Source organism: Nonomuraea sp. NPDC059194 (assembly GCF_042754765.1).
Classification (GTDB): domain Bacteria; phylum Actinomycetota; class Actinomycetes; order Streptosporangiales; family Streptosporangiaceae; genus Nonomuraea.
The window spans coordinates 51,811-63,840 of record NZ_JBHZBH010000037.1; the positions used below are offsets into that span (position 1 = coordinate 51,811).

The 12,030-nt window shown below is 69.3% G+C and carries 15 protein-coding genes; 5 read left to right on the plus strand and 10 right to left on the minus strand.

Features of this window, described 5'->3' with window-relative positions; translation table 11 throughout:
• Nucleotides 1-100: 100 nt before the first annotated feature.
• Nucleotides 101-223 carry a hypothetical protein gene (locus tag ACFXJ8_RS34055; protein ID WP_379648107.1) on the minus strand — a complete coding sequence of 41 codons (123 nt, stop codon included), beginning with the start codon at nt 221-223 and terminating at the stop codon, nt 101-103.
• A gap of 5 nt (nt 224-228) precedes the next feature.
• On the opposite strand from ACFXJ8_RS34055, the gene ACFXJ8_RS34060 reads away from it, so the two are divergent.
• A complete protein-coding gene (locus ACFXJ8_RS34060; protein ID WP_379648108.1) occupies nt 229-477 on the plus strand; it encodes a hypothetical protein in 249 nt (82 codons plus the stop codon).
• A 61-nt stretch (nt 478-538) separates the two neighbouring features.
• Here ACFXJ8_RS34060 and ACFXJ8_RS34065 read toward each other — a convergent pair whose 3' ends face one another.
• From ACFXJ8_RS34065 to ACFXJ8_RS34075, 3 genes are read right to left on the minus strand one after another with little or no spacing between them, the layout of a single operon-like run.
• Nucleotides 539-1,336 (minus strand): ABC transporter permease, encoded by a 798-nt coding sequence (locus ACFXJ8_RS34065; protein WP_379648109.1) that lies wholly within the window; start codon nt 1,334-1,336, stop codon nt 539-541.
• Nucleotides 1,329-2,084, minus strand: coding sequence for an ABC transporter permease (locus tag ACFXJ8_RS34070; protein ID WP_379648110.1), 756 nt, complete (start codon nt 2,082-2,084; stop codon nt 1,329-1,331). Before ACFXJ8_RS34070 ends, ACFXJ8_RS34065 begins: the two co-directional genes overlap by 8 nt.
• Entirely contained in the window at nt 2,081-3,019 is a 939-nt protein-coding gene (locus ACFXJ8_RS34075) for an ATP-binding cassette domain-containing protein (RefSeq protein WP_379648111.1), read from the minus strand. Before ACFXJ8_RS34075 ends, ACFXJ8_RS34070 begins: the two co-directional genes overlap by 4 nt.
• A gap of 156 nt (nt 3,020-3,175) precedes the next feature.
• Between ACFXJ8_RS34075 and ACFXJ8_RS34080 the strand changes: the two genes are divergently transcribed.
• On the plus strand, nt 3,176-3,427 hold the full coding sequence (locus ACFXJ8_RS34080) for a DUF6401 family natural product biosynthesis protein (RefSeq protein ID WP_379648112.1): 252 nt from the start codon (nt 3,176-3,178) through the stop codon (nt 3,425-3,427).
• Nucleotides 3,428-3,438: 11 nt separating this feature from the next.
• Here the strand turns inward: ACFXJ8_RS34080 and ACFXJ8_RS34085 are convergent, their stop codons facing one another.
• Nucleotides 3,439-4,308: a hypothetical protein gene (locus tag ACFXJ8_RS34085; protein WP_379648113.1), complete on the minus strand. Its 870-nt coding sequence runs from the start codon at nt 4,306-4,308 to the stop codon at nt 3,439-3,441.
• A gap of 168 nt (nt 4,309-4,476) precedes the next feature.
• Here ACFXJ8_RS34085 and ACFXJ8_RS34090 point away from each other — a divergent pair, with 168 nt between their 5' ends.
• Nucleotides 4,477-5,253, plus strand: coding sequence for a TetR/AcrR family transcriptional regulator (locus ACFXJ8_RS34090; RefSeq protein WP_379648114.1), 777 nt, complete (start codon nt 4,477-4,479; stop codon nt 5,251-5,253).
• Between the two features lie 15 nt (nt 5,254-5,268).
• On the opposite strand, the gene pip is transcribed toward ACFXJ8_RS34090, so the two are convergent.
• From pip to ACFXJ8_RS34110, 4 genes are read right to left on the minus strand one after another with little or no spacing between them, the layout of a single operon-like run.
• A complete protein-coding gene (pip, locus tag ACFXJ8_RS34095) occupies nt 5,269-6,219 on the minus strand; it encodes a prolyl aminopeptidase (protein ID WP_379648115.1) in 951 nt (316 codons plus the stop codon).
• Between the two features lie 53 nt (nt 6,220-6,272).
• Nucleotides 6,273-6,803, minus strand: a complete 531-nt coding sequence (locus ACFXJ8_RS34100) for a DUF1707 domain-containing protein (protein ID WP_379648116.1) — start codon at nt 6,801-6,803, stop codon at nt 6,273-6,275.
• The gene (locus ACFXJ8_RS34105) at nt 6,800-7,606 is read right to left on the minus strand and encodes an ABC transporter permease (protein ID WP_379648117.1); all 807 of its coding nucleotides are present in this window, start codon (nt 7,604-7,606) and stop codon (nt 6,800-6,802) included. Before ACFXJ8_RS34105 ends, ACFXJ8_RS34100 begins: the two co-directional genes overlap by 4 nt.
• Nucleotides 7,603-8,547: an ATP-binding cassette domain-containing protein gene (locus ACFXJ8_RS34110; RefSeq protein WP_379648118.1), complete on the minus strand. Its 945-nt coding sequence runs from the start codon at nt 8,545-8,547 to the stop codon at nt 7,603-7,605. The genes ACFXJ8_RS34105 and ACFXJ8_RS34110 overlap by 4 nt, the downstream gene beginning before the upstream one ends.
• A gap of 86 nt (nt 8,548-8,633) precedes the next feature.
• Here ACFXJ8_RS34110 and ACFXJ8_RS34115 point away from each other — a divergent pair, with 86 nt between their 5' ends.
• The gene (locus tag ACFXJ8_RS34115; protein ID WP_379648119.1) at nt 8,634-9,401 is read left to right on the plus strand and encodes a TetR/AcrR family transcriptional regulator; all 768 of its coding nucleotides are present in this window, start codon (nt 8,634-8,636) and stop codon (nt 9,399-9,401) included.
• A 122-nt stretch (nt 9,402-9,523) separates the two neighbouring features.
• On the opposite strand, the gene ACFXJ8_RS34120 is transcribed toward ACFXJ8_RS34115, so the two are convergent.
• Nucleotides 9,524-10,945, minus strand: a complete 1,422-nt coding sequence (locus tag ACFXJ8_RS34120; protein WP_379648120.1) for an MFS transporter — start codon at nt 10,943-10,945, stop codon at nt 9,524-9,526.
• 170 nt (nt 10,946-11,115) lie between these two features.
• Here ACFXJ8_RS34120 and ACFXJ8_RS34125 point away from each other — a divergent pair, with 170 nt between their 5' ends.
• Complete coding sequence (locus tag ACFXJ8_RS34125; protein WP_379648121.1) at nt 11,116-12,021, plus strand: helix-turn-helix domain-containing protein; 906 nt, start codon at nt 11,116-11,118, stop codon at nt 12,019-12,021.
• The last annotated feature ends 9 nt before the right edge of the window (nt 12,022-12,030 follow it).

Sequence of the window (12,030 nt, forward strand, 5' to 3'; positions counted from 1 at the left end):
TCATCGTTCATCTTGTCCTCCACGTCGTCGCCATCCGATCGTCGGAGAACGGCCTCGCAGCGCACTACCGCGGCGCTGTCACGCCGGTGAGTTCGGCACGCTAGGTCCCGGCGCTCTGGTAGTGGCGCAGTTGCCCGGCCCAGATCCGGTAGGCCACCGCGAACAGCGCCACACCCAGCAGCGGGCTGGCGTAGGCGAGCGGCATGACGGTCTTGCCCAGCACGACACGTGCTGGAGTTGGCGGACGCGATCGTCGCGGAGACCGATGCGGGTCGCACGGCCAAGCGGCACCGGCAGTTCTTGCGCGAGCGTCTGGGCGTGAAGTACGAGGTGGTGCGGGCGGTGGCCAAGCAAGCCATTCGTTCCGCGGTGCAGACCAAGGGCAACCCGGCCGATCTGATCAACGTGGCGCTGGAGGAGTTGGTCCGGCAGCGCTGTGGACTGCCAGCCCCCCGTCGCCGCCGCCCCCGGATATGACCCTCGGATGAGCTACTCCTCGGAGCCGATCACTCCCGGTGTGAGGATTTCTTGACTGGGCTTAATGACCGACGCTTTGGTAGTGGTCAAGCTGACGTCTCCACATGAGGTAGGCCAGCGCGACCAGCACTACGCCCAGCAGCGGGGCGGCCAGCGCCCAGGGGGTGTCCAGCTTGCCCAGCACGACGCTCGCGGGTACGTACGCCACGAAGGCGACCGGCAGCACGAAGGTGAGCAGCCACTCGGTCACGCCTCCGAAGATCTTCATCGGGTAGGACCCGAACTTGCTGAAGACGTCGTCGACGAAGACGCGCAGGGCGAAGGTGTCGATCATGCGTAGCGCCAATGAGCACAGCGCGAGGAAGAAGGCGGCCTCGATGAGAGCGCCGCCGACGATCGCCAGGAAGCAGAAGGTGATGATCCAGGCGTTCCACTGGATCTGCGCGTTCTGGCCGGCGACGATGAGCAGCCCGGCGCCCACGAGCAAGTCGCCGAACTGGGCGATGCCCATTCTGTTGCCCATGAGCTGGACGAGGGGGTTGAGCGGGCGTAGTAGGAAGCGGTCGAACTCCCCGTTGCGTACCACCCATTGGATGTCGTTCACGCTCATCAGGGGAATCATCGCCAGGGCGTGGGCGGTCAGGCGCATGCCGTACAGGAAGGCGATCTCTGCCAGGCCCCAGCCTGCCAACGAGGGGAAGGTGTGCATCACCACCCAGATGAAGGCGAACCCGGTGCCCTGCCAGATCGCGCCGCTGAGGATGCCGACCACGGTGTTCAGGCGGTACTGCATGGCCCCGCGGGCGGAGGCGCGCTGCAGCAGGACGTACAGGCGCAGGGAACGGAAGACCTCATCCACCCTGGATCACCACCCTTCGGAGAGCCCGGGACCAGGTCAGCACGAGCAAGCCGCCCAGCCCCGCGATCCAGCCAACCTCGACCAGGACAGGGCCTGAGACGTCGGAGATGTGTCCGACGTAGATGGCCGCGGGCACGTAGCCCATGTACTTGAAGGGCAGTATCTCGGCCAACACGCCGAGGAAGCCGGGAAAGAAGGCGAGCGGCACCATCGTCCCGGCGAAGAACTGGCTGACGAGCCGGTAGAGCAGCGAGATGGCCCCGCTCTCCATCGTCCAGAAGCCGATCAGGCTGATCAGCAGCGCCAGCTGCACGGCAATCACGTATCCGAGTGCCAGAGTGATCAGGTAGCCGAGGCCGTTGACCGGCACGGTGATAGAGCCGACCAGGAGGACCACCGGGATGACCGGGGCGAGTAGCAGCAGCCCGCCCAAGGTGTTGCCGACCTGGAAGGCGGCCATCTGCCTCAGGTAGCCGACCGGCCGGGCCAGGTCGAAGAAGACCATGCCGGTGCGGATGCGGTCGTGCATGGTGCGGGCGACGACGGTATGGGTGGCGAATGCCTGCAGGTTGGCCAAGGTGAGGTAGGCAAGCAGCGCGTCCAGCGTGAGCCCGGCGGCCGAGGGGCGCGAGCCGTACACCGAGGTCCAGATCATGCGCAGGAGGAACACCTGGGCGACCAGCGTGACGCAGGTGATGGTGATGTTGCTGCGGTAGGCCAGGGCGAGGCGGAAGCCGATGCGTGTCATCGGGTGTAGATCCCTTTGATCACGCTCTCCAGGTCGGGTTCCTCGATCGACAGGTCGCGGATGGTGTGTTCGGCGGCGATCGACGCGATCATGCCCGGCAGGTCGTCGTGTATCTCGAGGACGTAGCGGCCCTCGGCGTCCCGTGGCACGCCGCGCACCTCCTCCGGCTCGGATTCCAGCGTGACCACCAGCCGCCGGGGCTCGTTGACCAGGGCATCGATAGCGCCATCGAAGAGCACTTTGCCGTGGTCGATGAGGATGATCCGCTTGCACAGGGCTTCGACGTCGGCCAGATCGTGGGTGGTCAGGATGACGGTGGTGCGCCCGACGCGGTTGGTCTCGACTATGAACTCGCGCACGGCCTCCTTGGCCAGCACGTCCAGCCCGACGGTCGGCTCGTCGAGGTAGAGGAGCGGGGGTTCGTACAGCACGGCTGCGGCCAGGTCGCCGCGCATCCGTTGGCCCAGGCTGAGCTGGCGCACTGGAGTGTCGAGGAACTCGTCGAGCCCGAGCAGGTCGCGCAGCTTCTTCAGCGACGTCTCGAAGCGCGGGGTGGGAACATCGTAGAGGGAGCCCACCAGTCGCAGGGACTCGATCAACGGTAAGTCCCACCACAGTTGGCTGCGCTGGCCGAAGACCACGCCGACGTTGCGTGCGTTGGCCGAGCGGTTGCGCCAGGGCACCAGGCCGTTGACCTCTACGGTGCCGCTCGTCGGGGTGAGGATGCCGGTGAGGATCTTGATGGTGGTGGACTTACCGGCACCGTTCGGTCCGAGGTAGCCGATGACCTCGCCCTCGTCGATCTGGAAGCTGACGTCGTCGACGGCGGTCTTCTCCTCGTACTGGCGAGTGACCAGCGTGCGTAACGCCCCAAAGGGGCCGGTGAAGGTGCGGGGGCGGCGGAAGACCTTGGTCAATTTCTCGACGCGGATCACCCGTCAATTTCTTTCAGATGCGCTTCGACTGTGGCAAATAGTTTCTGCTCTCGTCACCGTTTATGGTTGACGGAGCAACGGTACGGCAAACATTCGAGGCGTCCAGTGTCTGATCTTGCATGGGTTGAGCGGGTTCGAGCGGAGTTCGCGCATTGGGTGCTCGAGCTGCCCGCCGAACATCCCGGTGTGGGCGCGCTCCTCGACCAGCATGTGGCCGCCATACGGCACGCGATCCGTTCCATCGGCGAGCAGGTGGGCCATACGGCGCTGCTCAGCTACCTGATCGGCTTCTGGGACGGCGCGCACGAGAAAGGGTGGCGGGCCCCAGAGCCCGGCCACCCTCTCGATTTCGCGACGCTGCGGATGAGTGCGGTGTGCCTGATGCTCGCCCCCGCGCCGAGCACCTGACCGCCGCGGTTTTAAAGGGGCGGCGCCTCACCCGGGCGGGACTGGTAGCCGCCGCCCTGCGTCGGTTGCGTCGGACGCGTGGGCTGTGCGGGCCGCGCTGACTCGGGCGTGCCCGGCCGCGCCGTGGCGGCGGGAGCCGTGGCCGGAGCGGGCGCCTCGGCGCCTGCCATGGCGTCCTGGCGCCCCCTGTCGTAGGCCGCCGACTCCGTGCGGATGGCGCCGGTCTCGGCCTCCGCCCGGTTGAGCCAACCTTCCCAGCGCTGCTGCATCGGCCTGACCAGGCCGCCGCCGACACCGACGATGAGGATGCCGGCCACCGCGGCCAGGAACGCGACCAGCACCGGCATGGTGACGGTGGTGGCGATCTCGACCTGGTTGAGCGCGGCGATCACGCCGAGGGCGATGATGAACACCTGCGCGATCGTGGCGAGCAGGCGGCCGTAGGACAGCCCGCCGAGCGCGGAGCTGATGATGTCCTTGACCGCGTTCGCGATCGCGGCCGCCACGACGATGATGATGATCGCGACCGCGGCCTTGGGCAGCCAGGCCACCACGCCGCCGAGCAGCGCGCTGATCGGGTTGGGCCCGAACACCGAGAACGAGACCTGCAGCGTGATCAGCAGCACCGCGTAGTACACGAGCTTCGCGATGAGATCCGACGCGTCGTAGCGGCTGCGCTCCATCATCCGGCCGATGCCGCCGCGCTCGACCCACCGGTCGAACCCGATGCGCTCCAGCCCCTTGTCCACGACCTTGTGCAACAGCTTGGCGATCAGCCAGCCGATCAGCAGGATGACCAGGAACGCGATGAACTTGGGCACGAAGGTGGCGGTCGCCGTCCAAGCGTCGACCAGTCCCCTTCTCCAATCGTCAGGATTCATGGCTCAGGTTCCCCCCTCCAGCGTTGTGTTCCGCCTGGCAGGAGGAGACCTGCCCCTTCCCTCGGTGACTATGCGCTGATATGTGGTGATAAGCGAGGTTTGCGGATCTACCGGCCCCGCATGGCGCCGGCGATATCCTTATGCCCTAAAGAGTTGAGGAGTCGCAGCGTGACGGTGTACGCGGGGCAGGGCTCGATGGCGCTGCTGTGGCGCGCGGGGAGCGAGCCCAGGGCCAAGCCCGGCCCGAAGCCGGGGCTGAGCGTCGACCTCATCGTGGACACCGCGATCGCGGTGGCCGACGAGGTGGGGATGGCGGCGCTGTCGATGCGCACCGTGGGCGAGCGGCTCGGCCGTACGGCGATGGCGCTCTACACCTACGTGCCGAACAAGGGTGAGCTCGTCGACCTCATGTACGACAGGGCGCTGGCGCAGCTGCCCACCGGCTACGACCTGTCGGACGGCTGGCGGGCGGCGCTGACCCGGTGGGCGGGCGACAGCTGCGACTTCCACGTGCGCCACCCGTGGGTGCTGCAGGTGTCGCAGGCCAGGCCGGTGCTCGGGCCCAACGAGTTCGCGATGCTGGACACGCTCGCGCGGATCCTCGCCGCGACGGGCCTGCCGCCGCAGGTGCTGCGCGGGATCGTGCCCGCCCTGTTCGACGTGGTGCGCGGCGCGGCCAGGACGATCGCCGAGGCGCGGCAGGCGCCCTCACAGACGGGGATGTCGGACGAGGAGTGGTGGCAGGCGCGCTCGACGCTGCTGCTGCAGGTCGCGCCCGACTTCGCCGAACGGTTCCCCATGGCGCACTGGCTGGAGAGCGGCGGTGGCGAGGCCTCGCCACCGCCCGATGCCGGCGAGCCGTACCTGGAGCGGGCGGCGCGGCAGGCGTTCAGGTCGGGGCTGACCGTCCTGCTGGACGGCATCGAGGCGGCGGGGGCGGCATAGGTAGGCGCCGCCGGATTATCGGCCGGCGAAGGACTCCAGGGCCGCCTGAATCTCCTTACGCATGGTGTCGCTGCCGGTGTGCCCGGAGTCCTCGACCACGACGAGCCGCGCGTCGGGCCAGGCCTGGGCCAGCTCCCACGCCGTCTCCAGCGGCCCGCCCAGGTCGAAGCGGCCGTGGATGAGCACGGCCGGGATGCCGGCCAGCCGGTGCGCGTCGCGCAGCAGGACGCCCTCCTCCAGCCAGGCATGGTTGGAGAAGTAGTGCGCGCAGATCCTGACGAAGGCCGCCAACGCGGCGGGCGGCCCATCGCTGTAGGCGTTCGGCTTGCCGTTGACCTCGAGAGAGATCACCGTGTCCTCCCACGTGACCCAGTCGTGGACGGCCTTGGCCCGCACCTCGGGGTCCGGGTCGACCAGCAGCCGGGAGTAGGCCGACAGCAGGTCGCCGTCGCGGTCGGCCTCGGGCACACCTTCCCTGAAGCGCTGCCACTGCTCGGGGAAGAAGCGGCCCACGCCCTTGTAGAGCCATTCGGTCTCCGAGCGCCGCGTCATGGTCACCCCGATCAACACCATTTCCGACACACGCGAAGGATGGGCCTCGGCGTAGGCGAGCATCAGCGTGGAGCCCCACGACCCGCCGTACAGCAGCCACCTGTCCACGCCGAGGTGCTCGCGCAGCCGCTCTATGTCGGCGACGAGGTGGTGGGTGGTGTTGGCGCTCAGGTCCGTGGCGGGGTCGCTGGCGTGCGGCAGGCTCCTGCCGCAGTTGCGCTGGTCGAACAGGATGATCTTGTAGCGCTCGGGGTCGAAGGCGCGGCGCTGGCCAGGCGTGCAGCCCGATCCCGGGCCGCCGTGGACGACCAGCGCGGGCTTGCCCTCGGGGTTGCCGCAAACCTCCCAGTAGACGAGGTGACCGTCGCCGGTGTCGAGGTGACCGTGGTCGTAGGGCTCGATAGGGGGAAACATGCCGGTCCTTTCCTCACAGGTCCTGGGTCGGCCGCGCCATCCACACTCGGATCTCAACGCCGCGCGTGGCGGATCTTCAACCGGCCTAACCCCATGGTCCCAGAGATCCGGATCATCGGCCCGCCGGGTCGGGAGCGCCGCCGGGTCTTGTAGAGCGGGTCCTTCCACCCGGTGCGCAGATCCTCGACGTCGACGATCGCGTCGCGAGGCACCGTGATCCTGGCGTTGCCGGTGCCGAGGTGCACCTCGATGTCGACCACCGGATGCTCGATGACCGCCCGCGACAGGTCCAGATGCACCCTTCCGAGTGCGGACTCGACCTTGAGGATCCGTGGTACCCGCCATACGCCGCGCCGCCGGATCCGTCCGCTGACGGCGGCAATCGTGGACTCGTTCTCCTCCGGGAACGAGGCCAGGTCGCTGTGCGTCTTGGCGGTGAGCACCTGGTGGAGGCTTTCGTCCAGTTCCTCGTGCGAGAGCCTCCCTTCGGCGTACGCCTCCTGCAGGCGATGCACGGCCGCGTCGCGGTCGTGTTCGCTGATCAGTGGCGGCCGGTGGTCCGGCCCACCGGCCCGGGCCTTCACCGTCCCCTGCGCATGTAGGCACGCAGCGACAGCGGGACGAACACCACCAGCAGCGCGGCCGACCAGAGCAGGACGGCGGCCACCGGATGCGCGAGCGGCCAGGCCACGTCTCCGGACGGCACGCCCGGATTGCCGAACAGCTCCCTGGAGGCCGCGGTGAGCGCGCTGACCGGGTTCCAGTCGGCCAGGAAGCGCAGCCAGCCGGGCATGCCGCCGGTCGGGACGAAGGAGTTGGACAGCATCGTGAACGGCAGGAACAGCGGCACCAACTGGTCGACGAGCTGCTCGTTCTTCACCACCAGGCCCACATAGACGCCCACCCAGCTCAGCGCGTACCGCAGCACCATCATCAGCAGGAACGCCTCGGCCGTGGGGATCAGGCCGCGGTGCGGCTGCCAGCCCACCAGCAGGCCCGCCCCCACCATGATGGCCAGCATCAGCAGGCCGACCAGGGAGTCGGCGCCGGTCTGCCCGAACGGCACCGCCAACCGCGCCATCGGCATGGAGCGGAACCGGTCCATCACCCCGCGGGAGGCGTCGGTGGCCATCCGCGCCATGACCCCCATCACCGCCGAGAAGGTCACCATCGAGAACAGCCCTGGCATGAGGTACTCGCGGTAGTCGCCGCCGCCAGGCACCTGGATCGCGCTGCCGAAGACGTATCCGAACAGCACCACCATGACGGCCGGGAAGATCAGCGCGGCGACGAGTTCCCCGGGATCCTGCCGCAGCCGTCCCAGCTCGCGGCCGACCAGGGTCAGCCCGTCGGTGAACGTCCACCGCAGGCGGGTGTATGTGGTCATCGAACGGTCTCCTTGCGGTCGGTGAGGCGCAGGAACACCTCGTCGAGGGTGGGGCGGCGCAGCGTCACGTCGGCCGCGGCGACCCCGGCGCGGTCCAGCTCGCGCACGATGTCGGCCAGCCGGAGGCCGCCGCCGGGCAGGGCGACGCTGAGCTGGTCGGCGCCCGTCATCGTGGGATCGGTCCCGGCCAGGGCGTTCAGTACGGTCGCCGCCGGACGCAGCGCGGCGGGGTCTTCGACAACGACGTCGAGGCGGTCCCCGATCGTGGCCTTCAGCTCGTCGGGAGTGCCCGTGGCGACCACCTGCCCGTGGTCGATGACGGCGATGTCGTCGGCCAGTTGGTCGGCCTCGTCCAGATACTGCGTGGTGAGCAGCACCGTGGTGCCGTCCGCCACCAGCTCGCGGACGCTGTCCCAGATCTCGCCGCGGCTGCGCGGGTCCAGGCCGGTGGTCGGCTCGTCCAGGAAGAGCACCTCGGGACGCAGAATGAGGCTGGTGATCAGGTCGAGGCGGCGCCGCATACCGCCGGAGTAGCCGGCGACCTGACGATCGGCGGCGTCCATCAGACCGAAGCGTTCGAGCAACTCCTCGGCCCGCCGGTGCGCCTCGCGCCGGGACAGGTGGTAGAGGCGCCCGAACATGCGCAGGTTGCCACGGCCGGTGAGCTTCTCGTCCACGGCGGCGTACTGGCCCGCGAGCCCGATTCTCTCCCGCACCTTGCCGGCCTCGCGGACGACGTCGTATCCGGCGATGCGGGCGTGCCCGGCATCGGGATCGGACAGGGTCGCCAGGATGCGCACCGCGGTCGTCTTGCCCGCGCCGTTCGGCCCCAGCACGCCGCAGACCGTTCCTTTCGGGACGCTCAGGTCCAGGCCGCGCAGCGCATGGGTGTCGCCGAAGGACTTGCGCAGCCCCTCGGCGACCACGATCGGATCCGCCATGATCCCCTCCTTTGGGTACTTTGTACGCGGTTGTGGCGGCCAGACTAAGTTAATGGGTACTATGTACGCAAGTAGGGGGTGGAACAGTGACCGACGCCGAGTACGTGAACATCTGGATGCGGCCCGAGCGCCCGGCCCGCGGGCCGAAGCCGACCTACAGCCGCGCGCAGATCACCGAGGCGGCAATCCGGATCGCCGACGCCGAGGGGCTGGAGGCCGCCACCATGCGGCGGATCGCCGCCGAGATCGGCGCGGGCGCGATGTCCCTCTACCGGTACGTCCCGAGCCGCGACGACCTCATCGAGCTCATCGCCGACCGGCTGCAGGGCGAGATCGACGTCGAGGGCCTGCCCTCCGGCGACTGGCGCGCGGACCTGACGCGCTACGCCGAGGGGGTACGGGCGATGTGGCTGCGGCACCCGTGGATCGCCACCGTGCACCGGTCACTGCCCAGCTACGGTCCCAACCAGCTGCGCTTGATCGAACGGGTGATGGGGGCCCTCGACGTTCACGTCTCCATCGACGAGAACTTCGGCCTCATGGCCATGCTGAACGGCTACGTCGAGGGCGCCGTCCGCGACGAGGTCAGCTGGGCCGAGGAGGTCCGCCGCAGCGGGCTCAGCGAGTCGGAGTGGATGGCGCGGAGCTACCCGTACGTCGACCGGCTGGTGAAGAGCGGGGACTACCCGATCTTCACCAAGATCGTGATGGAGGCGCGCCAGCCGCACCTGAGCCGCGACGACCAGTTCCGGAACGGGCTGGAGCGCGTCCTCGACTGCATCGCCGCAGCCCTCCCGTCCACGGTCGAGCCTCAGGTGGCGACGCATCGAGAGGGGCAGGAAGACCGCGCCTGACCGAGGTCGCGGGTCTGGCCGGTGGCCGGGTCGTACTCGACCACGCGTCTACGCGGATAGGTGCCCGCGTAGATCTTGCCGTCGGGGGCGGCGTCGAGGCGTGTCGGTTTGATGCCGCCGGGTCACCCGCGCCTGCGCATGAGCTGCGCCAGGAGGGTCAGGACCGCGAAGGCCAGGACGACGATGACGCCCGGGTAGAGCATGGACAGCTCGGTGCCCGGCACGATCGCGGCGGTGACGACGGCGAGCCCGAACGCGCCGCCGAGCTGCAGCGAGCTGGTGAGCAGCCCGGACGCCAGGCCCTGCTCATGGTCGGCGATTCCGCTGGTGCCGGCCACCATCAGCGCCGAGATGCTGAGCGCGAAGCCCAGCCCCCACAGCAGGGACGCGGGCACCAGCACCGTCCACAGATCCGGCTCGGGGCCGATGCGGAGCATCAGCAGGTAGCACGGCACGAACGCCACGAGGCCGACCATCAGCACCTTGGTCACGCCGAACCGGTCCATCAGCCCGCCGAGCTTGGGCCCGATGAGGACCACCATGAGTCCCGCCGGCAGCAGCACCAGTGCCATCTGCCACGGCTGCCAGCCCTGCAGGTTCTGCAGGTACAGCGCGAGCAGGAACTGGAAGCCCATCGCGCCGCCGTACAGCAGGGCGGAGCTGACGTTGGCGGTGACCAGGTTCCGGTCGCGGAGGACGCCCAGGCGGATCAGCGGGTGCCGTACGGTGCGCTCGACCGCCACGAAGGCGGCGAGCAGCAGCGCGGACAGCGCAAACCCGCCGATCGTCCGGGGGGACGTCCAGCCGGCGTCGGCGGCGGAGCTGACGGTGAAGACGAGCAGGAGCATCCCGGCGACCAGGGTCACCGCGCCACCGACGTCGAGCCGATGCCGTTCGGTGCGCGGCGGGTCCGGCGGCAGCACGAGCAGTGCGCCGACCAGCACCAGCAGCGCGATCGGGATCGGCAGGACGAAGGTGGTCCGCCAGTTCAGCGCCGCGAGGAGTCCGCCGATCAGCAGGCCGCAGGAGTAGCCCGAGGCCTCGAAGACGTTGAAGACACCGAACGCCTTGTTCCGCTGCGGGCCCTCAGGGAAGGTCGTGGTCAGCAGCGACATGGCCGCCGGCGCGGTGAAGGCCGCGGACATGCCTTTGACGAAACGCGAGACGATCAGCAGGGTGCCGTTGTCGATGAGCGCGCCGAGCAGCGACAACAGCGCGAACGCCGCCATCGCGAACACCAGCACGCGACGGCGGCCGAACAGGTCGGCGAACCGCCCGCCCAGCAGCAGGAAGCCGCCGAAGGCCAGGATGTAGGCGCCCATCAGCCACTGCGCGGTCGCCGCGCTCATGCCCAGCTCACGCTGGATCTCCGGGATCGACACCGCGATCATGGAGTTCTCCAGCCCGTCGAGCAGGATCACCCCGCTGCAGACGAGCAGTGCGATCCACAGTCGCCCCGGCCAGCGCACACGATCGGGCCGGACGGCCTCGGGTCGTTTTCCGCTCGGAGCCGCATCGGTGGAGTCGGCGGCAGGTGTACGCATGAGGTCGCCTCTTCAGGTGGTGGTTGCAGCGCCCCGCCGAATGTCCGGGGCGGGGCTTGAGCCTGCCGCGCCACCAGGTGGTTTTCCAGAGTTCTGTGCTGCGTGCGATCAGCGTTCCTACCACTGACAGGGTCAGGCTCGTCCGCGGCCGCCCGCGCATAATGGGCTTCATGGACGGTTGGGCGGGTATGGAGGCGGAGATTTCCGGGGGCGAGCGGGCCATCGATCCACGTGCGGAGATCGGTGAGTTCCTGCGCACCCGCCGGGCCCGGTTGCGGCCGGAGGACGTGGGACTGCCGGTCTCCGGCCGCTACCGGCGGGTGCCAGGCCTGCGCCGGGAGGAGCTGGCCCAGCTCGCCGGGGTGTCGGTCGCGTATCTCACCCGGCTGGAGCAGGGCAAGGGCAACAACGTCTCGGACGAGGTGCTGGGCGCGATCTCGGCCGCCCTGCGACTGTCGGACACCGAGCACGACTACCTGACACACCTGCTCAGGCGCCAGCCGCACCGGAAGGCGCCGTCCCAGCCGCGGGTGCGCTCCTCGCTGCGGGAACTGCTCGCCTCCATGGAGACCGTACCCACGTACGTGACCGGCCCCCGCGCCGAGATCCTCGCCTGGAACCCGGTCGCGGCGGCGCTGTTCGGCGACTGGGACCGGGTTCCGCCCCGGGAGCGCAACTGGGCACGGCTGGTGTTCCTGCGCCCCGACGCGCGCCTGCTGTTCGTGGACTGGGAGTCCGCGGCGGCCGACACCGTCGGCGCGCTGCGACTGGAGGCCGGCTGGCGGCCGACCGACCCGCAACTGTCGGCGCTGGTGGGCGAGCTGTCGGTGAAAAGCGAGGAGTTCCGCCGCCTGTGGGCTCGGCACGACGTGAAGGAGAAGAGCCACGGCACCCGGCGATTGCGTCACCCGCTGGTGGGCGAGCTCACCCTGTCCTTCGAGTCGCTGCGGCTGCCCGACGACCCCGAGCAGTGCCTGACCGTCTACCACGCCCGGCCGGGCTCCGCCGCGGCCGACGACCTGCGCCTGCTGGCGAGCTGGGGCGCGGACGCGAGCGCGGCGGGCACAGGCCGATGAGTAAGCGAT